Origin of the sequence: Propionicimonas sp., from assembly GCF_049840635.1 — a bacterium.
Classification (GTDB): domain Bacteria; phylum Actinomycetota; class Actinomycetes; order Propionibacteriales; family Propionibacteriaceae; genus Propionicimonas.
Genome location: NZ_JASGKL010000005.1, coordinates 1,731,640 through 1,754,578, shown reverse-complemented (window position 1 = coordinate 1,754,578; position 22,939 = coordinate 1,731,640). Strand labels below are relative to the sequence as shown.

24 protein-coding genes and 1 pseudogene are annotated in these 22,939 nt (G+C 66.5%); 11 read left to right on the top strand and 14 right to left on the bottom strand.

What is annotated here, in order from left to right:
• Positions 1–2: 2 nt before the first annotated feature.
• Positions 3–638 carry a metallophosphoesterase family protein gene (locus QM779_RS13790; protein ID WP_428536171.1) on the top strand — a complete coding sequence of 212 codons (636 nt, stop codon included), beginning with the start codon at positions 3–5 and terminating at the stop codon, positions 636–638.
• Here the strand turns inward: QM779_RS13790 and QM779_RS13785 are convergent.
• The 6 genes from QM779_RS13785 to QM779_RS13760 form a co-directional block, all read right to left on the bottom strand.
• Positions 635–1,114, bottom strand: a complete 480-nt coding sequence (locus QM779_RS13785) for a hypothetical protein (protein WP_428536169.1) — start codon at positions 1,112–1,114, stop codon at positions 635–637. The genes QM779_RS13790 and QM779_RS13785 overlap by 4 nt on opposite strands.
• Entirely contained in the window at positions 1,111–1,989 is an 879-nt protein-coding gene (locus QM779_RS13780; protein WP_428536167.1) for a metallophosphoesterase, read from the bottom strand. The genes QM779_RS13785 and QM779_RS13780 overlap by 4 nt, the downstream gene beginning before the upstream one ends.
• A gap of 61 nt (positions 1,990–2,050) precedes the next feature.
• Entirely contained in the window at positions 2,051–2,329 is a 279-nt protein-coding gene (locus QM779_RS13775; RefSeq protein ID WP_428536165.1) for a hypothetical protein, read from the bottom strand.
• Positions 2,326–2,706 (bottom strand): hypothetical protein, encoded by a 381-nt coding sequence (locus tag QM779_RS13770; protein WP_428536163.1) that lies wholly within the window; start codon positions 2,704–2,706, stop codon positions 2,326–2,328. The genes QM779_RS13775 and QM779_RS13770 overlap by 4 nt, the downstream gene beginning before the upstream one ends.
• Positions 2,707–2,831: 125 nt before the next feature.
• Positions 2,832–3,938 carry a restriction endonuclease subunit S gene (locus QM779_RS13765; RefSeq protein ID WP_428536161.1) on the bottom strand — a complete coding sequence of 369 codons (1,107 nt, stop codon included), beginning with the start codon at positions 3,936–3,938 and terminating at the stop codon, positions 2,832–2,834.
• Positions 3,935–5,983 carry an HsdM family class I SAM-dependent methyltransferase gene (locus tag QM779_RS13760; protein WP_428536159.1) on the bottom strand — a complete coding sequence of 683 codons (2,049 nt, stop codon included), beginning with the start codon at positions 5,981–5,983 and terminating at the stop codon, positions 3,935–3,937. The genes QM779_RS13765 and QM779_RS13760 overlap by 4 nt, the downstream gene beginning before the upstream one ends.
• A 199-nt stretch (positions 5,984–6,182) precedes the next feature.
• On the opposite strand from QM779_RS13760, the gene QM779_RS13755 reads away from it, so the two are divergent.
• From QM779_RS13755 to QM779_RS13745, 3 genes are read left to right on the top strand one after another with little or no spacing between them, the layout of a single operon-like run.
• Positions 6,183–6,485: a helix-turn-helix domain-containing protein gene (locus QM779_RS13755; RefSeq protein ID WP_428536157.1), complete on the top strand. Its 303-nt coding sequence runs from the start codon at positions 6,183–6,185 to the stop codon at positions 6,483–6,485.
• A 58-nt stretch (positions 6,486–6,543) separates the two neighbouring features.
• Positions 6,544–7,428, top strand: coding sequence for a hypothetical protein (locus tag QM779_RS13750; RefSeq protein WP_428536155.1), 885 nt, complete (start codon positions 6,544–6,546; stop codon positions 7,426–7,428).
• 59 nt (positions 7,429–7,487) lie between these two features.
• Positions 7,488–7,853, top strand: a complete 366-nt coding sequence (locus QM779_RS13745; protein ID WP_428536153.1) for a hypothetical protein — start codon at positions 7,488–7,490, stop codon at positions 7,851–7,853.
• A 399-nt stretch (positions 7,854–8,252) separates the two neighbouring features.
• Here QM779_RS13745 and QM779_RS13740 read toward each other — a convergent pair whose 3' ends face one another.
• The 3 genes from QM779_RS13740 to QM779_RS13730 form a co-directional block, all read right to left on the bottom strand.
• Complete coding sequence (locus QM779_RS13740) at positions 8,253–8,414, bottom strand: hypothetical protein (RefSeq protein ID WP_428536151.1); 162 nt, start codon at positions 8,412–8,414, stop codon at positions 8,253–8,255.
• A gap of 383 nt (positions 8,415–8,797) precedes the next feature.
• A complete protein-coding gene (locus tag QM779_RS13735; protein WP_428536149.1) occupies positions 8,798–9,382 on the bottom strand; it encodes a hypothetical protein in 585 nt (194 codons plus the stop codon).
• 14 nt (positions 9,383–9,396) lie between these two features.
• Complete coding sequence (locus QM779_RS13730; protein WP_428536147.1) at positions 9,397–9,684, bottom strand: matrixin family metalloprotease; 288 nt, start codon at positions 9,682–9,684, stop codon at positions 9,397–9,399.
• Between QM779_RS13730 and QM779_RS13725 the strand changes: the two genes are divergently transcribed.
• The gene (locus QM779_RS13725) at positions 9,677–9,871 is read left to right on the top strand and encodes a hypothetical protein (protein WP_428536145.1); all 195 of its coding nucleotides are present in this window, start codon (positions 9,677–9,679) and stop codon (positions 9,869–9,871) included. The two genes, QM779_RS13730 and QM779_RS13725, sit on opposite strands and share 8 nt — an antisense overlap.
• Positions 9,872–10,379: 508 nt before the next feature.
• Positions 10,380–10,577, top strand: a complete 198-nt coding sequence (locus tag QM779_RS13720; protein ID WP_428536143.1) for a DUF2188 domain-containing protein — start codon at positions 10,380–10,382, stop codon at positions 10,575–10,577.
• A gap of 32 nt (positions 10,578–10,609) precedes the next feature.
• Here the strand turns inward: QM779_RS13720 and QM779_RS13715 are convergent, their stop codons facing one another.
• The gene (locus QM779_RS13715; RefSeq protein ID WP_428536141.1) at positions 10,610–11,026 is read right to left on the bottom strand and encodes a recombinase family protein; all 417 of its coding nucleotides are present in this window, start codon (positions 11,024–11,026) and stop codon (positions 10,610–10,612) included.
• 347 nt (positions 11,027–11,373) lie between these two features.
• Here QM779_RS13715 and QM779_RS13710 point away from each other — a divergent pair, with 347 nt between their 5' ends.
• The 3 genes from QM779_RS13710 (at position 11,374) to QM779_RS13700 (ending at position 16,925) form a co-directional block, all read left to right on the top strand.
• On the top strand, positions 11,374–11,847 hold the full coding sequence (locus tag QM779_RS13710) for a GIY-YIG nuclease family protein (RefSeq protein WP_428536139.1): 474 nt from the start codon (positions 11,374–11,376) through the stop codon (positions 11,845–11,847).
• A 155-nt stretch (positions 11,848–12,002) separates the two neighbouring features.
• On the top strand, positions 12,003–12,911 hold the full coding sequence (locus QM779_RS13705) for an Abi family protein (protein WP_428536137.1): 909 nt from the start codon (positions 12,003–12,005) through the stop codon (positions 12,909–12,911).
• A 372-nt stretch (positions 12,912–13,283) separates the two neighbouring features.
• The gene (locus QM779_RS13700; RefSeq protein ID WP_428536135.1) at positions 13,284–16,925 is read left to right on the top strand and encodes a hypothetical protein; all 3,642 of its coding nucleotides are present in this window, start codon (positions 13,284–13,286) and stop codon (positions 16,923–16,925) included.
• Positions 16,926–17,208: 283 nt separating this feature from the next.
• Here the strand turns inward: QM779_RS13700 and QM779_RS13695 are convergent.
• From QM779_RS13695 to QM779_RS13680, 4 genes and pseudogenes are all read right to left on the bottom strand, one after another.
• Positions 17,209–17,730, bottom strand: a pseudogene (locus tag QM779_RS13695) (hypothetical protein); the annotation flags it as partial.
• A gap of 488 nt (positions 17,731–18,218) precedes the next feature.
• Positions 18,219–19,082, bottom strand: a complete 864-nt coding sequence (locus QM779_RS13690; RefSeq protein WP_428536133.1) for an A/G-specific adenine glycosylase — start codon at positions 19,080–19,082, stop codon at positions 18,219–18,221.
• Between the two features lie 9 nt (positions 19,083–19,091).
• On the bottom strand, positions 19,092–19,898 hold the full coding sequence (locus QM779_RS13685) for a hypothetical protein (protein ID WP_428536131.1): 807 nt from the start codon (positions 19,896–19,898) through the stop codon (positions 19,092–19,094).
• Complete coding sequence (locus QM779_RS13680) at positions 19,895–20,515, bottom strand: SAF domain-containing protein (protein ID WP_428536129.1); 621 nt, start codon at positions 20,513–20,515, stop codon at positions 19,895–19,897. Before QM779_RS13680 ends, QM779_RS13685 begins: the two co-directional genes overlap by 4 nt.
• Positions 20,516–20,718: 203 nt before the next feature.
• Here QM779_RS13680 and QM779_RS13675 point away from each other — a divergent pair, with 203 nt between their 5' ends.
• Both QM779_RS13675 and QM779_RS13670 read left to right on the top strand, forming a co-directional pair.
• Complete coding sequence (locus QM779_RS13675; RefSeq protein ID WP_428536127.1) at positions 20,719–21,627, top strand: ATP-grasp domain-containing protein; 909 nt, start codon at positions 20,719–20,721, stop codon at positions 21,625–21,627.
• Positions 21,615–22,898 carry a glycosyltransferase gene (locus QM779_RS13670; protein WP_428536125.1) on the top strand — a complete coding sequence of 428 codons (1,284 nt, stop codon included), beginning with the start codon at positions 21,615–21,617 and terminating at the stop codon, positions 22,896–22,898. The genes QM779_RS13675 and QM779_RS13670 overlap by 13 nt, the downstream gene beginning before the upstream one ends.
• Positions 22,899–22,939 lie beyond the last annotated feature (41 nt).

Below are 22,939 nucleotides of genomic sequence, written 5' to 3'. Positions count from 1 at the left end.
CTGTGCGCTGGTTCACCTCCGACACGCACTTCGGGCATGCCAACATCCTTCGGTTCGAGCCGTCCCGGCCGTGGACCGACCTCAACCGGATGAACATCGACCTGGTTGCGCGACTCGCGGCGCCGCTGCACGCCGAGGATGAGGTGTGGCATCTGGGTGACGTTGCGCTCGGCCACCTCGACTCGAACCTGCCGTTCCTCGCCATGCTCGGCGTACCGGTCACCCTCGTGGCAGGCAACCATGACCGGGTCCACCCGTACTACGGGCAGCGGGCCGAACAGTTCACCGGCGTGTACCGGGATCGGTGCCGGCTGGCTGGCTTGGTGCTGACGAACACTCGGCTGACGTTGGCAGACGGCACCAGCGTGCAGGTCTCCCACTTCCCTTACGGTGACCCGTCCGTGCCGGGTGTGGAGGAACGGCACGGGCACCAGGGGGCGGACAAGTTCGCCCGGTGGCGACCGGTCGACGACGGGGGCTGGCTGCTGTGCGGCCACGTCCACTCCGACTGGCGACAGCACGGCCGCCAGATCAACGTCGGTGTCGACGCGTGGGGCGGCCAACCCGTCCCTGAGGAGACTCTGGTTGAGCTGATCGGGCTGGGGCCGGCGGACAGGGGCCCGCTGCCGTGGGTCTAGCGGCTGTCGTCGGAGGCGGGCGGACCCTCGAGACCGAGGAGGCGCCGCAGCCGCGGGTCAAGCTGCTCGACGGGGTCCATCGCGGGGCTGACCGGACGGCGCGGTAGGTCGAGGGCGGCCTTCAGCCATTCTTCGACCTGGCCCTGTTCGGTTGGTTCGATCCGGGTGCAGCGAGTCTGGTCGTACCAGCCGTCGGAATAGGTGCGGGTCCAGCGGTGCCGCCACCCGACCCGGAACTCCCAGTGCCGGATGTCGTCGGGGTCGTCGGGGTTCCGGCCGGCGACATCGGCCAGCCGCAGCCACTGGTTGTCGTCATAGCCAACGTTCCCAGCCGTGCCGCGGATCCGGATCGCGCGGGACTGGCCATACCGACGCCCGTGCCAGTCCAGAACCCAGATCGCGCCGCCCGGCTGATCACCGTAGACAGCGAACAGACCATGAGGCTGGTCGGCCAGCACCAGGTGTTGCGTGTTCACAGTTCGCGGTCCTGATCTGTGGGCTGCGACGCGGGCCGGCCGTGGATGTCGACCAGCAGGGTCAGGTCGCTGATCGGCTGGCCGGCCGTCCCGAGACCCTCCACCTGCCAGCCGGCAGGCTCGATCCGCAGGCTGTACCGCAGATGGTGATGGCCGTGGACCCACACCCCGCCCGGGACCAGGCACCGGTCGGCGATCCGGCGCAGCCGCCGCTGATGCTCATCCGACGCCACGATCCGGTCCTCATCCCACCAAGTCGCCTCGATGCGTTCCGGCCACGGCAGGTCCTGCCCCAGCGACCGGGCCAGCGGCCCCGAGGGTGTCCCGCCGGTAAGCGGAGCGCTCCACAGCGTGTCGTGCGCCACCACCACCTGTGCCGGGTCCGGGTTGCCCGCGATGATCTCGTTGGCCTCGGTGTCGCTGACCGCTTCGCCGGCGACAGGCCGGCCGCTGATGCTGACCGCGCCGCCGATACACAACCAGCCGCGCTCACCCCACGGCAGCCGGTAGCCGCGCGGCAGATGCACCACCCCCGGCGCCACCTCCAACAGCGCACCCGGCCCCAGACACTGTTCGGTGCGCATCGCAGCGAGCAGGTCGTGCCGGTCATGGTTCCCCTCAATCCAGAAGAACGGGATGCCGGTCTCGGCGACCGCCTCCGGGATCGTCGTCTCGATCTCCAGCGACGGCGTGATCGTGGCGCCGGGCCGGACCATCTCCCAACCAAGATCACCCACCTGCACCACCACCTTGGCACCCACCCGTGCGGCATACCGGATGACCTCGGGGGCATGCCAGGACCGGTGCAAGTCACCAACCAACAGAGCACGATCCGGGCTGTCGCCGAGCCACCGCCCAGCAAGTGAGGCCGTCACGGGTGGACCCTCTGCGCCCGTACCAGACGGGTGGGACGGTCGAAGTAGACGCCGGGCCGGTTCACGGCACGTCGATCACTTCGACCGCGACGACCGGCGTTGTTTCCCGGACGGTCACGTCGTAAGCCGGGTCCAACGGCTCGAGGAACAGCAGCCACCGCTTGCCGATCACCGGATCGGCCGGCCGCTGAAGCAGCCGCAACTCGTCCCCGTCACGGCGAAGAGTTGCCCGGTCGACGCCCTCGGCCGGGTCGACCGGCAGCTGAAGCCGCCGGTAGGCGAGCGTGTCGAAGTCGACCTCGTGGCAGCTACCAGACGCCGTCTCAACACGCACGATCATGCGTCGCCTCCCGCCGTCCCGGCCCGCAACCGTGCCATCTCGGCCTCGCCCACCTTCCGGAAACCGGTGCACGTCCGCTGCAGCCACCACCAGTCGCTCTCCCCAAACGTGCCCTCAGGATCAGCCAGCCACCGATGCCGGCAGCCGACTCGGACCATGCCGGGCAGCGGCTCGGCGCCGTCACCGCTGATCGACCAGATGCCCAGCAGCGGCACCACCTGGTCGTCCCACCACGCACGGCCGTGCGTCCCGGGCCCGGTGATCCGGACCATGTGCAGCCGGCCCTGCCCCCACCGCAACGCGTACCGGGTTGCTGAATCCGACTCGACCAGATACCAGCCCGCAGCCAGGTGTTCGTCCAGCATCAATGTGTCCATGACCGCGATCCTGATCTACACCACTGACACCCCCGCTCGCGTTCGCGACCATGTGGTGTCCGCCACAGGGGTACTGCTAGTCGAGACCGCCTTGTCGGTATAGCGGGCTCGTCCTGAGCGAAGTCTCAGCCCGCCAGCTGCGGGGCAAGACGTGCATCGAGGACCTCGTCAATGGCTTGAAGGGCGGACTGCTTGAATCGAAGCAGGCGTCGGTGCTCGTCTGCCATCCGTTGTTGGCTTGCTAGGCATGGCTGGCCCGCTGGATCTAGAGGGATGGTGGCGTGGACGAGCTGAGCGACGTTGGTCAGGTTGGCGCGGAAGACCCTGTCGAAGCCGTACTCGGAGCGGGTGGCTCGGAGAGCGAAGCACAGGTACTCGGGGTCGATCCGCTTGTCCAGGATTTCGGCGCGCCCGCAATGGTCGGTGGGCACGAACTCCTCACCTGCAGGGAGCAGGCTCCAGTCGAAGACGCCGTCGATCCCCCAGAGGAGGGAGGGGTGTTCGAAGGTCAGCTCGCCGGCGGACTCGACGCGTCCGAAGACTCGGCGTACGTTCGCTGAGTAGACCGGCACGCCGTGGCTGTGGGGACTCCGGATGTCTTTGAGCACGAGTCGTTGGCCGATACTGAGCCGGAATACACTTCTGTCGCCCATAGACAGCAGGCTGGACTCGGCAGGTTCGGCGAAGGTCAACTCAGCCTCGGAAATGTCTGTCGCGATCGCGGATAGCTGTGATCTGATCGCGTTGACGCGCTCAAGCCTGCGCCCCAGTTCCTCCATGGCGTCGTAGTCCAGCTCACCGGTCAAGGGCTCCACCGGCAGTGTGACAACGATGTCTGCCACCGTTGACGGGTAGAGCTTCGTGTACTCGTTTCGTCTGCCATCGACTCGCCGCCCAACCGCCTGGGCAGTGAGCAGTGGTTCTAGAGCGAAGCGCAGGTAGGTGAGTGAAGGCGTTCGCACGCCGTCGCGCGGCACCAGCACACACCGGTCGTGGTTGGTGCTGAACCGTCCTTCGATGATCCGCATCCGGCCGGCATAGCCGCTTCGGACCCAGGTCAAGTACTTTCCGTCGTAGTCGAACGAGTCGATCGAGCCGAAGGTCCGCGTCAGGGACGCCGAGAAGACGGGGTACTTCCCTGGGTAAGCTTCGAGGTAGGAGCGGACAAGATCGAACCGACCCGGCGTCGGCGTGAAGAGGTCTCCGACGCGCACCTCCCGCATTTCGGTCATGCCAGTTCCCCGAGCAGATCCTCAAGAGACTGGCGCGCCTCGTCGATCAGCTTCTTGAGCGTGTCTGCGTCTACTTCGATGGCCTCCTCGACGATTCCAAGGCTCACCTTCTCCTCGGCGCTCCAGTTACGGTCGATCAACCAGTTGCCCTTACCTCGAAGATCGTCGAAGGCAACGATCTTGCATCGAGGGTCGCTGGACGTGTAGCCGGCACGGTTGGTACTGAAGTAGCCGAACTGCTCGCGCATGGTTGGCAGGTCGTTGTCGTTGATCGGGATCCGCCGGGTGTCCCGCGACTCTCCGATCTCGGAGACCAGGTACGTAAACACTGGTTCGGTCTGGGTCACGCCGGGTTCGGGCTTGGCGTCGACCGCGAGGATGAACGTCTTCTTCGGAGTCGAGTAGAAGGTCCTGGACGGGAGCGCGACGATCGCCCGGACCATTGCCTTCTCCTCGACGAACCTCAGGATCGGTGCCTGGTTTAGCAGACCGTCAGGCACCACGACGAACGCCTGACCCACCTTGGGCTTGAGGTGGTTCACGATCCACTGGATCGCCAAGGATTCCGTGCCGCGCCCACCTACGGTGTACTCGTTGGTCAGGTTGGCGGCCTCCAGGGCTGTGCGCAGCGACGCCGAGCCGCTCGTGACGTACGGAGGGTTCGTCAAGATCAGGTCGTAGCGTTCCGACGGATCGACACGGCCAAAGGTGCCGAGGTTGGAGCGGAGCAGCTGGAAGGTGTCGTTGAACGCGTGTCGGGCGAACTGATCCAGGACGTTCTCAGAGTGGTACTCGGCCAGGAGGTCGGACAGATAGACCAGCATGTTCGCCTTGGCGAGGATGATGGTCCGCTCATCCTCCTTCTCGTCGGTGCCTTTGTCGTAGCCACGGAACGTGATCCTGGGTGCAACGACTCCGTCTTGCGGGCGGAACTGATCCAGCAGGTTCGGGTTCTCCGCGATCGCCTCCAACAAGAACCCGCCAACCCCGCAGAATGGGTCGCAGATCGCCGCGCCGTCGGTCAGCGACCCTGCCCGTGACATCCTCACGATCTCTTGCACCACATTGCGCGGAGTGAAGTACTGCCCCAGCGACCGGATCCCGGCCTGCTGCCGCAGGAACGACTCATACAGGCGGGTCTTGAACTGGCGGTCGATGTACTTCAGCGACCCGCTCTCGTTGTCGAACGCTTGGAACGCCTCGATGACCTCTCCGAACAGTGACGCTTGGGCCTTGTTCGGGTCGCCTTTCTCGTTGACGAAGATCGTGCCGTTGATAATCGTCGTACCGTCCTCGGACTTGGGGAACAGGGTCCGGATCCGAGGTCGACACATGTTGGCGTACTGCTCCAGCGCCGTGTTCGCGCCCTCGTTGGCGAGCACTTCGACTACCGACTTGAACGAGTGCTGGCCGGTCAATACGCCCGTGTCGGACAAGAACTTGAAGACCAAGATCTCGACCACGTTGTAGAGACACTTCTCGGGCTCCTTTCCGGTGTTCACCCAGATCTTCTGCCAAACCTTCTTCGAGAGGTTGGTCGGGTCAATCACCGCGCGCGGCAGCAACTGGTCGTTGTCGGCCCGGAGCGAATGCTCGGCCATCTCGATCAGGGAGACGATCTCAGCCGCGTCCTGCGAACTGATCGTGCCCGACGACACGGCTGCCGGGTCGAATAGGCGCTGGACCGGGTGGCCATCTTGTCCGATGACGGGCCGCCGGGTAGCCGCGTTGTACCAGTGGCTCTTCTTGCCATCAGTCAAGATCAGGAGCCGGCAGACAGCATTCGCGATCGGGGCATACTTTTCAACGACCGCCGCCAACTTGCCTGCCGTGAGTTCTTTCGGCTGCTTGATCTCGACAACCGCCTTGATCCCACCCACGGGCAGAAACACGATGCCATCAGGCTTCCGCTTTTCCTCCTCTGGCGAAAGCGTCGAACGGATGAACCGGCTCTTGCGAAGCTGCTGCAGGGTCGTCGACCCCAGCGACAGGTACGAAAGCCGTCCCAGCGGTTGGGCCGCTCGGGCGACCAGGTCCTCGCTCACGCCACCCGCCCTCCAGCCTGCACCCACCGGTTCGCCGCGACGGCGCATACGGCCCTGAGAAGGGAACACGTTCTCTGCCCCATGCCCTGAGCCACATTCATGTGCGCCATCCTTCCACTCACCTCAGCCATCTCCACATTTGGGGATCTCTGGTGACATTCTCATAGCGTTCTTATTCGAGCGCTATTATTCTACCACCATGACCTCCCCGCTGGCACCGCTCGGCACTGCGATTCGCGCGCGCCGCGAGGGTTCAGGCATGACGCAGGAACAGCTCGCGGCCCGAGCGGGGATGGGCACGTCCAGCCTTCGAAAGTTCGAGGCCGGGCGGGCCAGTGGCGTGAGCGTGATCACAGTTCTGCGGCTGCTCAACGTGTTCGACATGCCGATCACGTCGCTTGAGCCGCTCGCCCGTCAGCTCGCCTCGGATGACGACGCAGGCCCCCCCACGCCCCATGGCCGTGCTCGTCCGCGGACGAGCCCAACCGGCACTGCGTCTTGACCGCGCGCTTTTGGGGTCGACCAAGGACCATGCTCCTGGCGGGCTTAGGCTCTGCTTCGTGACTAGGGCGATGGAGCGCTCGCCGGGCGACAACTACACCGCCACGGAGATCATCTACCTCTCGCAGATCCGCGACCTGCTTGACGCGGTGCCAGAGCTTCATCGCGTTCGTGAGAGCCATGTCCGGGTGAGGCCGAAGCCGACCAGCCAGATCGGAGTGGATGACGCAGCCACCAACCCAACGGAGCTGTCTCACATGGTCACCTACTGCCAGAACGTGGCCATCGACAATCTGCGTTCCCTCGAGCTTCTCCTACGGGCGAAGCCTCCGGGGATCTTCCTGCCACAGTATGGCGCGTATCCACTCATTCGTGCCGTGATCGAGTCGAGCGCCCAGGCAGTCTGGATGTTGCGACCGAACGAGTCGCGCGAACGCATCGCTCGTACGCTTCGAGCGCGGCGCGGCGAGGTGAAACACGAACTGGGCCTGCGCCAGCTGATGAACGCGCCAGACGACTCCGACTCTCCTCAGGTCCGGAAGGCGAAGGCCACCGCCCGACAGGACGCTGCCATTGCCGCCAAATGGTGGGATAAGACGGTCGCCCGGCTCGCCGGTGAGGCCGGAATCACGGCAGCAGCAACTTCAGAAGGAACGCCGGGCTACGGCCCGCTCCTGGAGGACGCATCAATCGCGCTAGGTGTGCCCGGCGCCTATTCGCGGAGCATCTGGCACATGGTGAGCGGTCTCAGCCATCCATCCAGCACCCGTGGGCTCGCGTTCTCGCGTGTCGAAGAGTTGCCAGGTACCACGTCCAGACTCAAGGTCACCCGGATGACGGCCGACCCGCGCGTCGTCCAGTCGGCGCTGAGCTTAGGCGTGGCCTTCTATCAGGCCGCCGAGGATCTGCTGGTCACACGATTGCTGACTCCGGCCACCAGGTGAGCACCCGCTCAGTTGTCCCGGCGGCGAACCCGAGCGGCCGTCACGTCTAGAGTCCTGCCGTGAACGTGACCCCTGCAACATGCGCTCTGCTCGCCCAGATCGTGCCCGTGTTCTTGCTGACCTTCGCGGTCCGCGGCAGCCATATGGCGCGATCCTCAGCTGACGATGTGCGCCGACGCCCAAGGCGATCTAACAAGCGGTTCCGCTGGTCAGATCCCCGGCTGCAGTGGGCGTTCGTCGTGCTGCTATTCATCGGTTTCGAGGCGTTCCTTGTCGCCGCGGCAGAGGGCATTGCCGTCGCACCAGCGGTCTTGGTGTGGACCTGGTTCGGGCTAGTGCTGCTGTACGCGGGCATCGAGTTCTGGATATCCGGTGTCGCGAAGGATCCGGTGCAGTCCGCAGCCACCAACGATCACGACTCGTAGGTTCGGCTGCCGGTGCGCTGGCCGGACGCCTAGCCTGCTGGGGGCGCGCCAGACGGCTATCCCACGATCGGCGGGCGCGTCCACCAGCTCACAACTCGTGTGCCGGCTGCCCCCCGACTGGTCGGCGTGAGTTGCGTCCCCGGAGCTTGGCGGAACCCGGGGAAGGCCGAGGATTGAGATTACCGACCTGGGACCGCGATCCCCAGACCCCGTCCGGGTGACGCCTTGCTACAAGCGAGCGGCCGCACACCGCCTAGGTGTGATGTGCGGCGTTCAACGATCTCCGGCCAGGACGAATGCTGCTGGGGCGGAACTCTGCCCGCCAGCCAGTGAAAAGTCCGGGCCTCGCGGGACACGAGGGTGCTGAATCTCAGCCGGCCATGGGCAAAGGCGCGCAGATCAGTCGAGGCGCTTGCATCCTCCGCATCGGGGTAGCCCACCGGTACCGGAGGCGAGGTTCTTCTTCTCGATCTGCTCACCGTTGGGGCAGTCGCGGTAGTCGTGGCAAACCCGCGGATCCCGCAGGTCGATCGAGTGGTACGGCGTGCACCTGATGGCCATCGTCAGTCCTTCCTTCAGCGGTCGCGACCGCGCGAGTGCCGCCACCTCCGAGGCTAGGACCGGCCATCCCGCCCAGCGGCTGGCCAGGTGGCCAGACTTCAGGGATCTCGGCTGTCCACATGGATCGACTTCGGCCCGGACAAGCCGACTGTCATCTTCTCGGCGACGCGATGGAGTCACGTCCACCCCATGGAGGACGTCGGGCTGATCGTCGCGCGTCCGACCAAGCCGGCAAATTACGTGGCCGACCACGCAGTTCCGGCCCCATGCGCTGACAGTGATCGCCGCCGCCATGCTGATCACACCCTTGCCCAAAACCGCCACTGCAGGTGGGCAGATCGCAGACGACACGGGACTCGTTCCGAGGCCCCAGCGAGGGGGATCTACTTGGCGAAGGAATTCTCGATTGTCCGCTCGACCGTGGCCGATGTGAGTTTCTCGACGTCTTTCTCAAGTGTCGCGGGGACATCGTCGGGAACTGACAGATCCCCGCTCTCGTCGACGAAAATGGTTCCGGCACCAAGCCCGACGATCGCGTAAGCACCCGAAGGATACGGCTTGAGGAACAGGACTGCACTTGCGCCGTCGGAAGCGGGGCGAATCGCGCCGTCGACGTCCGTGGTCACCTGGGAGACCTGGATGGTCGTTCCGGCGAGGGTTTCGTCGCCGGCGACGACCTCGTCCACAACGAAACCCCATAGCTCCATCGGCAAGCCCTCCCAGTCACCGCCGTTGAGTGCACCTTCGGTGACGGCCTCAGAGCGGGCTCCGAAGTGACCCTTGACGACCAGGTCCGCTTCTGCGGCGAGTTGCTCCACTGATCCGAACTCCGGCCCGTCAACCGACACGATTCTCTGCTCGCCGTTGCTATTGGCCGTGCCTGGGGATGTCGCAAGCGATGAGCTGCACCCTGCCAGAAGCAGGCTCGCTGTCGCCACAACGGCCGCCCGAATCACGATCTTCTGCATTGTCTGTCTCCTTCTCAGTAGATCGCGTTGACGCCTTTGACATCGTCTGCCCATGGATCGTCGTTACCCCAGTCGCAAGTCCACTTCGTCGTGCCCTGTACCATGACCGACTTGGTATCGCTACAGGTGCGGCTGACGTGGGCCAGACCCAGGACGTGGCCGAACTCGTGGACTGCGACCATCCGCAGCTGCGCGGTCGTGAGCCCGGAAGATCCAGTCGAGTTCCAGGTTACCGTGACTTGACCTGACCACTTGCCGCTGGATGAGCAAGTACCCGAGGTGACGGCGTAGTAGGTGTCCACCGCACTGATCCCGGTCACCCACACCTTCGCCGAGGAGGCGCTTGAAGCTGTCGTGAACGTCACCGGCTGGCTCTCGGCATTCCACCGACTCTTCGCCGTGTTTGTCGCTGTGACATACTTCGCGATACTGGCGCCGTTGTACACCGTCGTCGACGTGCTCGGCAGTTTGCAACCGTTGAGCGCATAGGCGCTCGCAGGAGTAGCTCCTACCAGCGAACCTACGAACGCCGCGCCAACCAATACCGCTGTGGTGAGCAGCCTGCTCGTTCCACCCATCTTCTACCTCCGGAAGGCATCAGGAGCCGCGGGTCTCAATCCCCAAGGCGTCACCTTTGTCTTCACGCTACCGGACCTACCTATCGTTGCGCTGGGATTTTCAGGAAGAGGACAACAAGGGCTCATCAATCCAAGGTGCAATTCAGGCAGGATGAACGCTTGGTCGGCTTGCGACGACACTCACGGATAGGTCTCATCCGTTGGGCGTCGGGTCGGTAGCCTGACATGTCGTGGGTCGGCGTGCTCCTGGGGTGGGTTGCGCGCCGGCCACACCTCGACCGGAGGGGCACGACACGCTCGATCATCCGAGCCCGGACAGGTAGATCGGGACGAACAACTGGCGCACTCGTGCGAGTGCAGATCGGGGGCCCGATGCCCAACGGCAACGAACGCCACGTGGTGTCGAACCTGAATGGAGGTTGGGACGTTGTGGCGCCGGACGCGAAGCGTGCCAGTGCCACACCGACACCCAGAAGGCCGCCCAGGACCGGGCTCGCGAGATCGTCGAGAACGCCGGCGGCGGCGAGGTCGTGACGCATGGCCGTGACGGCAAGATCCGCGACTCGGACACGATCGCGCCTGGCAACGACCCGTTCCCGCCCCGCGACAAGAAGTAGACGGCTGAAGCCGCGCCATCCGGTCGAGAAGTTCAGGACGCGGCCGCCCGCCGGACCTCCCGATAGATCGTGGTCCGAGAGACCCCGAAAAGTTCGGCCAGTTCAGCTTGGGTGTGCTCGCCGGCCGCATCCAGGGCGAGGAGGTGCCGTCGTTGTGCCGGGGTCAGCTTTGGCTGTTTGCCGCGGAGCCGGCCCTTTGCTTTGGCGACTGCCATGCCTTCGCGGGTGCGCATCCGGATGAGGTCGGCCTCGAACTCGGCAACCATGCCGAGGACGTTGAACAGGAGCCTGCCGACGGGATCGGTTGGGTCGTAGACGCTGCCGCCGATGCTGAGCGCGACCCCTTTGCGGGTCAGTTCGTCGGCGATGTCACGGGCGTCCGGCAGCGATCGAGCGAGTCGGTCGAGCTTGGTGACGACCAGCGTGTCGCCCGCCCTGACCGCGGCCAAGGGTTCCCGGAGGACGGGGCGTGCCCGGTCGTGCCGGTCAGCCCGTGATCGACATGGATGATGCCCTGATCGATACCGGGAGCTGTAGCCCGTTGTACTGCCCGGTCAGGTCCTGACCACTTGTCGACACTCTCGCGTACCCGATCCTCATGCGCTGGAGTGTTGCAGTTGGCACCCCCACAACGTGCATCTCACCGTACGAGGCTTACGTGCATCACGCTGACCGGGCGGACGGGCCCTCAGAGGACGCCAACACGATGCACGGTGAAAGACCGGCGTACGCGCGTGGTCGGCTGGTCAACCCGTCTCACCCCGAGCAGAACCGTGTCCGCCCGATAATGGGCCCTATGAGTGAGAAGCGTCAGGGTGCCGCGCGTTACGACCATCCGTTGCTGCACGAGACGATCTGGTCAACCGTTCCAGACTCGATCCCGATCCAGTTGCAGCGCAGGTACATGAAGCGAGAAGCGATCCGGGGACGCGCCCTCGATTCGCAGCGGGTCGTCTACTACCTGCGAATGCCCGAGCAGTCACCGAAAGCCGGATTGATCAAGATCGGCCATACAGAGGACCTCACCCAGCGATTGAGCCAGCTCACCGCAAAGTACGGCGGCCGACCGGAAGTCCTCGCGACAGAGCCGGGTGATGGTCCGCTGGAGGAAGAGCGGCACTCCAGGTTCGGGCACATCTCGGTCGGCGGCTTCAACGAGTACTTCCAGGCCGACGGTGAACTGATGCGCTGGATCGATCAGGTCGTGGCCATCTGGGGTCCTCCCATGATCACCGGGCCGCTTCCGCCAGGCTGGCCATGGCCCGAGTAGCGAGCGCAGGCGGCCCGACCTTGTGGGCTCTTGAAGTCAAGATGCATCGAGATGCGCGCGGCTGTCAGAGATAGTGGCTAGACTGAAGTCAACAGTCCCCCCGCCGCCTCTCCACGATGCGCCCTGCGGGGGTCCTTCCTTGTCAGGAGTGGAGCTTGTCGACGCCAGCGCGGCCCTTCCTCACGCTCGACGAGCGTGTGGACTACCTGCGCCGCAAGAACTACCTGTTCGACAGCATCCCCTCCGAACGAGCGCAGGAACGACTGGCGGGAGTCAATTTCCACTACCTCCTCGGCTACGCCCGCAACTACCGGCTTCTCGGGTCGACTGGAAGGGTGCCTACTGATGACGCTCTTGACAGGGTGTTCGACATCGTCGACGCTGACCGCGAACTGGCAATCTCTGTGTTTCGCGGCCTGCGGATGCTTGAGTGGAAGCTACGTGCCCTGTTTGTGGAGCACCATTGCGCGCTGTTCAGCCCCGATGCCTGCTACCTCAAGGCCAACCACTACCGAGTGTTCAAAGCTGATCTTCCCCCGCTCGCCGGAATCCTCGAGAAGCACATCCGCCGATCCCGTGAACCGTATCTGGTCGAGCACTTCGCGAACAGCGACGACGCAGGCGCGCTACCGGTGTGGGCTGTGGTCGACACGTGGTCGTTCGGTGCCCTCAGCCGGGTGATCTGCGAAACCGTACCCGCGACCTGCGCTCGACAGAGCGACGAACGACGACTTTGGAAGGAAGTCGCAACGTCACTCGGGGTCAGCGCGACAACAGTCATGGGCAAGCTTGAGGCAATGACGGTGCTCCGAAACCTCGTCGCCCATCACTCTCGGCTCTGGATGCGCCCCACCGCCTACACGCCCAAGATCCCGAAAGTGTTCCCGGAGTCGCTTCGCAGCAGCGTGCAGCCAAAGTCTATGTACGGAGCCTTCCTGACCCTCGCGGAGATGCTAGGGCCACGCGATGAGGGCCGAGCCCTGCTTGCCGAGATTGACAAGATCCTCAGCGACAACGCGGCCTTCAGGCTTGGGATCACCCACCCGATCGCCAAAGCGTCATAGCCGACCTGCTTCGAGCGGTCCGGCACGATGCCGGCCGTACCCGCAACGCCGCGAATCTGCGCGGCTACCACCCTCGACCTGGTGCCGCCACCCGAACGACGCAACCAGCGCCCCCGACCGGTGTTCTGCGCCTAGACCTGAACAGGTGATCACGCGATGAACTCGGAATCAGATTCTGACTACCATCGTGCCGGTTGGGGCGACACGCATTGGTTCGTGTCTGGCTGTTTCGCGGAATCATCCGGCGGAGGCCCAACCGCCCGCCGAGAGCGTGTCCACACCGGATGAGGCGGCCCACCTTGAAGCTACGCGCAACAGAACCCGGCCGCGCCGCACCGGAAGCCTGTCGTAGTGCAGCAATAGCATCTGCTCGTGAGCACTCGCGAAACTCGAGACGGCCCGGTGGGTGATGGCATTTCCCTGCACAGTCTCTCGCCTCAGTTCGACCCCGACCATCACGGCATCTACCTTGCGGCACTCAAGGACGCCGTCAACAACCGACCCGGGATTCGCAACATCGCCCTCACCGGCGCATACGGAACGGGCAAGAGCAGCATTCTCACGGAGCTGGCACGGCAATGTCCGCAGCGGGTGGTGGAGGTCTCACTCTCGTCGGTCGGCGACCCTCCGGCGCCCACGGGTGGTGAGCCCGACGTGACAACCTTGGAGGAGCAGACGAACCTCATCCAGAAGGAGATTGTCAAGCAGATCCTCTACAAAGAGAAGCCATCGAAGACCCCTGGATCGAGATTCCCCCGGGTGTCGCAGTTCAAGTTTGGGCTGGCAGCCCTCCAGTCCGCGGTCATCTCGCTGGTGATCACCGGGATCATCTGGCTCACCGGCTCAGGCAAGCCGATCGAGGCTATTAGCGGTCCCGACCCTGCACTCGGCGTCCTCGCCTACACGATGCTCTGGCTCGCGATCACCGCCGCCATCCTTGTCTTGCTCCGTGCCACCCACGGCCGGGTCACTCTCGACAAACTCACAGCAGGTCCTGCCGCCGTCACCCTGAACTCCCAGTCGTCGTCCTACTTCGACAAGTACCTGGATGAGATCGTGTACTACTTCGAGGTAAGCCAGCGTGACATCCTCATCCTTGAGGACCTCGACAGGTTCGAAAATGTCCGCATCTTCGAGACACTGCGAGCGCTGAACACAATCCTCAACGGCTCTTCGCAGGTTCAGAAGGAGGTCAGGTTCATATACGCCCTGCGGGACAGTGTGTTCGAGAGACTCGGTGCCGATCCGCTGGGCGACCTGCCCGATGCCGCCCAGCGAGAGGTGGAGCGCGCCAACCGAACCAAGTTCTTCGACCTCGTCATCCCGGTCGTGCCGTTCATCACACACAAGAACGCCCGGGACCTCATGACCAGGGCCATGGACGGGACGGGTGTCTCAGCGGACCTGATCGATCTGGCTGCCGGGCACATCGCCGACATGCGCCTGATCTGGAACCTCCGCAACGAGTACGACATCTTTTCCCACCGACTCCTCGACATTGACGATCCGGTGCCGGGCCTTGATCCGGACCGGCTGTTCGCGCTGCTCCTGTACAAGAGCGTTCACATGACCGACTTTGAGCGCATCAGGCTTGGCCGGAGCGCTCTCGACGACCTGCACGTGAAGTGGCGCGGGCTCGTTGCCGACTCCCTAGCAATCAAGTCGAAGGAGCTGGCTGCTCTGTGGAAGGAGTCCGAGGGGCCATCGGCCTCTGCCCGGGCTAGTGCCCACCTGGGCGCACGCCTCATCGCGTTTGCAGCGGGACTCAACGCCACAAGGTATCCAGCCAACGGGAGCACGCAGGTCAGCTTGGCCGGCACCCTGTATGGCGAGGACGAACTCCGGTCAGCCGAGTTCTGGTCCCGAGTCCTCCAAGGTCAGAGCACGATCGACATCACCTACGGCATTGGGCGTAGCCAAGCCAGCATCCAAGTTCCGGTCAGCGCGCTCGAGTCGCTCCTCGGTGTTGAAGTCCGTGCCGAACTCTGGGCCGACATCGACCGAGGCGCTATCGAGGAGGACATCGAGGGCTGCAATCGGGTCATCGAGTTCCTCCGTCATCATGAGTGGTCACAGGCGTACAGCAGTCCTCATCTCGCGCCAAAGGGCAACGATGCTCCACGAGAGACCTTCAAGACTCAGGTCGACAAGCTCGAATCCGAGCTGGCCCAGCAGCTGGTCCGCCGCGGCTACATCAACGACTACTTCAGCCTCTATGTCTCGCAGTACTACGGCCAGCACCTTCACCGCGACGCACTGAACTTCATCGTTCACGCCATCGACAAGAACGAGCCTGACCCCACCTACAGTCTGAGTCCAGAGGACGTGGAAGCGATCTTGGCCGAACGTGGCGAAGGCGTCCTCCACGAGCGATGCATGCTCAACATTTCGGTCGTCGACCATCTCCTCGAAACGAAATCGCCGCTCATGAAGCCTGTCATCGGACAACTCACCAATGGAGCCCAACCAACCCACGAGTTCCTCGATATCTACCTAGCCCAGGGCGTCCACCGGCGTGAACTCATCGAACTCGTATCCCCCCACGATCCGGAGATCTTCCTGCACCTCGTGAAGGATGCGCCAGTTGACGAGGACACCAGAGTCGACCTGGTTGATGCTGCCCTGACGAACTGCAGCAGCGAACTCACCTACAAGGTCGCAGGCGAGCTCGGTGACTATCTCGAGACCGAATACCTCCGCATGCCCGTTCTCACAAGCGATCGCGAACTTCCGCTGGAGGCGGCAGAGCGGGCAGCGGGGATCCTGGCTGTCGCGGGTGTGCGCCTTGAGAGCCTGGCCGACCTGAGCGCCACTTCGCGCCCACACGTCGTGAAGCGCAGCACCTACAGAATCAGCGAAGACAACATCCTTCTGGCGGCTGCGTGTTCGGACATCGCCCTCGACACCGTTCTCGCCGGTAACGAGAACGTCTACAACTACCTCATCCGCCACCTCGGCACGTACCTGGAAGTTCTTCGAAGTGCGGCCTCGACACGCCTCAGCGTCGCCAGCCCGGATAAGTACAGCGACGTCGTTGCCGACGCTGCACGTCGCGCCAGCGCCGATGAGATCGAAAGGGTCATCAGGTCCGCGTCGCCGGACTGTAAGGTAACCAGTCTCAACGAAGCGCTACCGGAGGGCGCCTGGACGCCGCTGGTGGCAGCTCAACGGGTCACGCCCACGTACACGAACGTAACGAACTACATCCGGTTAACCGGCAGAGTCGATGAGCCCCTCGCAGCGCTTCTAGCCACTTGCAGGAGAATCACTGAAGCCGACTTGGCGTCCGCTGCCGAACGCCAAGACCTCGCACTTCGGATACTCCAAGCGCGAGACGTGTTGCCAGACCCCGAAGCTCGGGTAGTCCTCGCAGAGAGCCTCGACCTCGAAGCCCCATTGCCGGTATCTCAGATCGGCGTAGAGTCTGGACCTCTCGCCGGACTCCTAATCCGCGCCGGACTCGTCGCCGACGAAGCCAGCACCTTCACCCCTGATTTCATGCCTGACTGGGCCACACTGGAGAACGCCATCGAGTGCTCCGCTCGGTTCGTCGAGTTCATGAGCCCCGACCTCATTCGTGCCGACGACCTAGGCCACCTCTTCGACAGCACCATCCTCGAGTCAATCAAGCTCGAGGTACTGGATCATCTCGATGAGTACACCGAGGAAGCCGAGTCGGCTGAACTTGCGGCTGTAGCTCGATACGCATACCACAGCCGGGTCGAACTCGACCGGCCACCGCTCGAGATCCTGGCAACGGGCGGCGTCTCAGGCACGGTGATGATCCACCTCCTAGCCAACGCGCCGAACCTTCCCACCGAAGACCTCCGGGCCACGCTGCGCGACCTCGGCGGCGACTATGCGCTCATCGCAGACGTTGGGTACGCAAGGCCCAGTTTCCCGCACGATGAGCCGCATCGTCTCGTCCTCGAAAGGATGAAGACTGCTGGGATCGTGAGTCAGTACTGGCCCGAGATGGGTGGCCGCCTTAGGGTCAGCCTCAAGCAGCACTGAGCCATCCGGACCACTCTCGTTCGACTCAACCCAGGCACTAGGGGCGGCACGGACGTTCTCGCTAGCGACCATCGTGGATCACTGCGGCGGCGCCAAGAGGCAACCCGTACCAAACACCCCCGTGGGGCACCGTCCTGCCGTCAGACCGAGATCGCTGCCTCGCCCCGACCTATCATCGTGCGACCCGCTGTAAAGCCCCCTGTAAACACCTGGCGTGGACGCTGTGAACGCCGACCTCCGGCGACCACCGACACACCTAGCCAGCGACGAGTCGTGATCAACCCCGGTAACTCAGTCCGAAACCGATCGCGTGGAGCCGGTGCCGGTCACCGAGGGCGAGCGTCATCATCGGGTGCGTGTCATCGAACGGACGAGCCGGCGACACGGTCTCGCCCAGGAAGCGGATCGCCTCGACGAGTTCCTCGTCGCTGTCGGCGACCGGCGGACGGCTCTCCCTGTGGCCGTCCCCGAACTGGACGACGACGGAGTCGCAGCCATGGATCTCCACGTTCTCCGCGTGGGGGATCTCGAACAGCGGCTGCAAGCGGCCGAACCCGAAGATCGCGTTCTCCACCGCATCCGCGTACGCCTGCTCGACAGCGATCGGCCACAGCGCCTCACCTCGCGTGCTCAGCGCGTCGACGTGGTCGCGGACCACCGTCCGCACGATCGAGCGGCCGAGCAGGCGACGGTCCACCTCGGTCAGCGGGCCCTGTCGATCGGCGATCGCGGCGGTGATCCGCTCCGACGCCCTGCGGCGAAGCACCACCACCAGCTGCCAATCGACCGGCGGCTGCTCGGGCCGCGCCTCGATCAGCCGCTCCCTGGTGACCACCTGGTCGAACGACACCGCGCCGGCCAGGAGGTCCACCTCCGCCAACCGCTTCACGGTCGCTCACCGCTCACGGGCGTCGGGCACTCCACGGAGCTTCTCCACACCGGGCTGCCGCCCGGGACCAGTCCGGCCATCGCCCGACCCCCTGTACCGCGGGCCCGGCTGGCCGGGGGTGGCCACGCTGACCCGCGAATCCGAGGATCGTAGGCGACCCCCCACCCGCCCCCACAAGTAGTCCCCGCCAAATTGTGGATAACTTCCCGCACTCGTACAGTCCGTCCACAACAAGGTGGGCCAGAGCCGCGGCGAACACGCCATTCCCGTCCACCACAAAGTGGACCGATCGTCGCGAGTTCACCGCACATCCGTCCACCACAACGTGGACCACCCGCCGCCCACCACAAAGTGGACGCATCATCGCGAGTACACCGCAGAACCGTCCACTTCAAGGTGGACGGTCAGTGCGGCAGGGCAAGCGTGGTCGGGGTCCGGACGGCGAGACCGTCGGCGACGAGGGACGCGACGGCGCGATCACGCTGCGCGGCGTCCGGCCAGTCGGGGAGGAGGTCGGCCAGCTCCACCGGCGCCCCCGTCTCCCGCAGGATGCGCAGGACGGCCCCGCGCGCCTGCCGGTCGCTGCCCTCGTACCTGGCCTGTCGGCGCCGCTCGTCCCCGGTGTCCGGGTGGCCCGCCCCGTGCCAGGCGCACTCCGCCGACACCGGGCAGTCCCCGCACCGCGGCGCCCTCGCCAGGCACGTCGTCGCGCCCAGCTCCATCGTCGCGGCGTTCACCACCGCCGCCTCGGCCGGGTCCTCCGGCAGCAGCGCGGCCATCACGGCGAGGTCCCGACGCGACGGTGGCCCCGGCTGCGACCGCCCGTCCACCGCCCTGGCCAGCACCCGCCGCGTGTTCGTGTCGACCACCGGCTGCCGCTCCCCGTACGCGAACGCCGCCACCGCCCGCGCCGTGTAGTCGCCCACCCCGCTCAGCGCGAGCAGCGCGTCGACGTCCCGCGGCACCACCCCGCCGTGGCGCTCACAGATCTCCCCCGCAGCGATGTGCAGCCACAGCGCCCTGCGCGGGTAGCCGAGGTTCGCCCACTGCCGCAGCACGTCCGCCGGTGTCGCGGACGCGAGCGCCTCCGGCGTCGGCCACCGCTCCAGCCACGCCGCCAGGTGCGGGACCACCCTGTTCACCGGGGTCTGCTGCAGCATGAACTCGCTGACGAGCACTCCCCACGCCCCGAACCCCGGCCGCCGCCACGGCAGGTCGCGCGCGTTCTCGCGGTACCACGCGGCCAGCGCGGGAGCGAGATCGGGCACGCCCACAGCCTAGGAGGCCGGCGACCCGCGACCCGTGGCGTGGTGCGGGACGGAGGAGCGCCCCGGCTCGCGCAGCAGCGCCCGCCGATCCGTCGCCCTGGCGGCCAGCACCGCGCCGAGCGCCCGGACATCGGCCACGTACGCGCTGCTCAGGAGCCGGCGCGGCGCAGGCTCCCCGGACGCGAACACCCCGGCCTCCACGGGCTGCCAGGCGACCTTGCCCCACACCGGGACGCCGAAGCGGTGCCCGATCTCCCCCGACCCGTACGGACGCCCCGGCCCGACCACCACCAGCCCCACCCGCTCCTCGCCGGCCGCGGCCACGACCAGCGGCAGGTACAGCCGCAGCGCGGCCAGGTCGACCAGGCGGCTGCCGGTCACCACCGCCACCCCGCTGGACGCGGCGACGAGCGCCGGCGGCAGTCCGTCCGGCGTGATCCGTCCGGCGTCGACCAGCACCGTCCGCCCCGCGTCCTCCAGTGCCCGCGCCAGCTCGGTCCACGCCGGGCCGAACAGCGCCACCATCCCGGGGTGCGAGAAGCCCGGCAGGAAATCCCGCCCGCCGTCGGCCAGCGGCACCGTCATGGCGTCGAGGCAGGCGGCCAGCGGACGCCGCTCGCGGTGCGCCTGCAGCAGGCCGCCCAGCCCGCGTCCCCCGGGATCGCTGCCCTGCAGGTGACCGGCCAGCACCGTCTGGTCGGGCTCGCGGTTCGCGTCGACGAACAGCACGGGCTCGGGCCAGGTCACCGCCAGCGCGACCCCCAGCGCGGTCACCCCCGGCGCGTGCCCTGCCGAGGTGAGCAGCAGGACGCTCACCGCGGCCCGCCCGCCAGCCGCACCAGGACCAGCTGGTCGCCGGCCGCCAGCCGCGCGACCCGCTCCGCCTCCGACGCCGCCACCGTCACGTCCACCACGGACGCACCGTCGGGCAGGGTCGACGCCTCCGTCGCGATCCGTCCCGCCACGCTCGCGCCCACCGGCACCTCCCCGCCGTCCCTCGCCACCGGCACCAGCAGGACCTCGGTGCCCGGCGGCATCGGCGAGGACGGGATCCGGCCGGCCGCGAGCCGCAGCCCCACCCGGACGCTGCCGGCCTCGACGGCCGGCTCCCCGTAGGCGCGCGGGCTGAGCAGGCTGCCCCCGGTGAGGTCCTGCAGCGCCGTGCGTCCCACCACCTCGTCGAGGCGTTCGACGGGGACGGTCTCCACCCCCGCGACGTCGGCGGCCGACGTCACGCCGAGGTCGTCGGCGGTGATCACCTGGTCCCGGAACACCGTCCGCGTCACGGTGATCACGCTGTGGGCGTTGCTGAGGTTGCCGTACAGGAGCGCCGCCCCCAGGCCGCCCAGGCAGATCGCCATCACGCCGACCGCCATCCAGCGCACGTTGCGGCGGGCGCGCACGGCCCCGCCGGATGCTCCCTGCCCGGCCATCGCAGCCCCCTCGCGCCGCCACGGTGCGGACCGGGGGTGGTGGCAGGCCGTGCCGACGATCAGGCGATCGTAGGGGACACGGGGTTCCCGTTCCTAGGCCCTGCGCCAAGGCTGTGGACAACTCCGTAGACTCAGTCGGGACGGCGGCACCGTCCGCCCCCGCCGGAAGGAGCCCCGATGACCGCCCCACGAAGGATCCTGCGATGAGGCGCCTCCTGATCACCGGCGCGGGAGGCCCGGCCGGCATCGCCCTCGGCGCGCAGCTGGCCGCCGGCGCGGGCGACCTCGACCTGGAGTGGATCGGGGTCGACATCGTCGGGCTCGACGACCCGAACTTCCCGGTCACGTCGCTGGTTCCGCGCGCCGACGACCCCGACTACCCGCACGGCATGCACGAGGCCATCGCCCGCTACCGTCCGGACCTGCTCATCCCGACGGTCTCGGACGAGCTGCCGCAACTCGCCGTCCTCGCCGAGGCACTGGGCCTGCGTGCCCCCGGACTCACCGACGGCCCTTCGATCATGATCTCCGCCGCGGGCCCCAGCGCCATCGCCGCCGACAAACTGCTCACCATGTGGGTGCTCGAGCGCGCCCGGGTCCCGATCCCCCGGTTCGCCGCGACGACGGACTTCGCCGACACCGCCTCGGCCATCGCCTGGGGCGAGGGTCCGGTGGTCGTCAAACCCCGCATCTCCCGCGGCGGACGCGGGGTCGTCCTCGTCGAGAAGCCCGGCGACCTCGACTGGACGCAGACCGGTCCCGCCCAGATCGTGCAGACGTTCGCCGGCGGCGACGAGTACAGCCCCCAGCTGTACCGTTCGCCGCTGACCGGGGAGTGCACGGTCGTGGTGCTGCACAAGACCGAGCTCAAGGAGGGGCGGGTCGGCAACGCGCTCACCACGCAGCGGGTGGACGGGGACGCCGTCGCCGACGTCGTGGCCACGGCGATCGCCACCGCGCAGGCACTCGACCTGGTCGGCCCCGTCGACATGGACATCCGGCGCGACGCCGACGGCACCCCGGTCGTGCTGGAGGTGAACTCCCGGTTCGGCGCCAACTCGCAGAACGCGCCGGAGCTCCTGGCCGCGGTGCTGGCGGAGTGGCTGGCCTGACCGTGCTGGGTGAGGTCCTGGGCTCGATCGCCCTCGTCTTCGGGGTGACCATCCTCGTCACGGGCGTGGTGCGGCTGGCGCAGGTCCCCTTCGCCCTGGTCCACGAGGTGAGGCACCGACGCCTGCCCGACGACGCCCCCATCGAGGCCGGCTCGATCTTCGACGCCCCGCCGTCGGTGACTGTCGTCGTCCCCGCGTACAACGAAGAGGTGGTGCTCGAGAACTGCCTGCGCTCGATCATGGCGAGCGACTACCCGGACTTCCAGGTGATCTGCGTCGACGACGGTTCCAGCGACAACACCTTCGCGATCGCCCAGCGCCTGGCGGCGGAACTCCCCGGCCTCACCGCTGTCCGGCAGGAGAACGCGGGCAAGGGTGCGGCGCTCAACCACGGGATCGGGCTGTCGACCGGCGACGTGCTCATCCTCGTCGACTCCGACGGGGTGTTCGGGGCCCGCACGCTCACCGAGATGGTTCGCGGGTTCACCGACGAGCAGGTCGGCGCGGTGTGCGGCGACGACCGACCGGTGAACCTCGACCGCGTCCAGACCCGCTTCCTCGCCCTGGTCAGCCACGTCGGCACCGGTCTGATGCGGAGGGCACTGGACGTGCTGCACGCGCTGCCCGTGGTGTCCGGCAACACCGGAGCCTTCCGCAGGGACGTCCTCGACCAGACCGGCCTGCTGCGCACCGACACCGTCGGGGAGGACCTCGAACTCACCTGGCGGATCTACCGGGCCGGCTACCGGGTCGCGTTCCGTCCGACCGCCCTCGTGTACGCGGAGTCGCCCTCCACCCTGCGAGGCCTGTGGCGCCAGCGGGTGCGCTGGGCGCGCGGCCTGCTGCAGACGGTGGGCCACCACGGTGACATGGTGGGCAACCCGCGCTACGGCTTCTTCGGGATCTACCTCGCGATCAACTACCTCACCCAGGTGCTGGTGCCGTTCCTGCAGGTGCTGGCCATCATCGTGATGGTCGTGATCGCGCTGCTCGGCACGCGGGAGAACGTTCCGCTGGGCCTGTGGCAGCTGATCCTCTTCCTCGGACTGCCGATCTCGGTGGCGCTGCTGCTGCTCGCCCTGTGGCTCGACCGCGCGCCCGAGGACCTGCGGCACCTGTGGACGCTGCCGCTGTGGCCGGTCTACTCGGCCCTGATGACCGCCGTGATGCTGCGCGCCGTGTGGCTGGAGGTGAGCCACGCCGAGAACCGGTGGAACAAGCTCGACCGGACCGGGACGGTGTCGATCCCTCCCGGTGGGGCCGGGTCCTGAGCCACGGGCCGACGGGTCGCCCTGCGCGGCCCCACCCGGCC

Excerpts from the sequence above, each read along its gene's own strand:
- QM779_RS13765 (WP_428536161.1), bottom strand. The coding sequence starts at position 3,938 with ATGACCGAAATGCGGGAGGTGCGCGTCGGAGACCTCTTCACGCCGACG.
- QM779_RS13755 (WP_428536157.1), top strand. The coding sequence starts at position 6,183 with ATGACCTCCCCGCTGGCACCGCTCGGCACTGCGATTCGCGCGCGCCGC.
- QM779_RS13680 (WP_428536129.1), bottom strand. The coding sequence starts at position 20,515 with ATGGCCGGGCAGGGAGCATCCGGCGGGGCCGTGCGCGCCCGCCGCAAC.
- QM779_RS13770 (WP_428536163.1), bottom strand. The coding sequence starts at position 2,706 with ATGGACACATTGATGCTGGACGAACACCTGGCTGCGGGCTGGTATCTG.
- QM779_RS13740 (WP_428536151.1), bottom strand. The coding sequence starts at position 8,414 with ATGGCCATCAGGTGCACGCCGTACCACTCGATCGACCTGCGGGATCCG.
- QM779_RS13710 (WP_428536139.1), top strand. The coding sequence starts at position 11,374 with ATGAGTGAGAAGCGTCAGGGTGCCGCGCGTTACGACCATCCGTTGCTG.
- QM779_RS13775 (WP_428536165.1), bottom strand. The coding sequence starts at position 2,329 with ATGATCGTGCGTGTTGAGACGGCGTCTGGTAGCTGCCACGAGGTCGAC.
- QM779_RS13675 (WP_428536127.1), top strand. The coding sequence starts at position 20,719 with ATGAGGCGCCTCCTGATCACCGGCGCGGGAGGCCCGGCCGGCATCGCC.
- QM779_RS13735 (WP_428536149.1), bottom strand. The coding sequence starts at position 9,382 with ATGCAGAAGATCGTGATTCGGGCGGCCGTTGTGGCGACAGCGAGCCTG.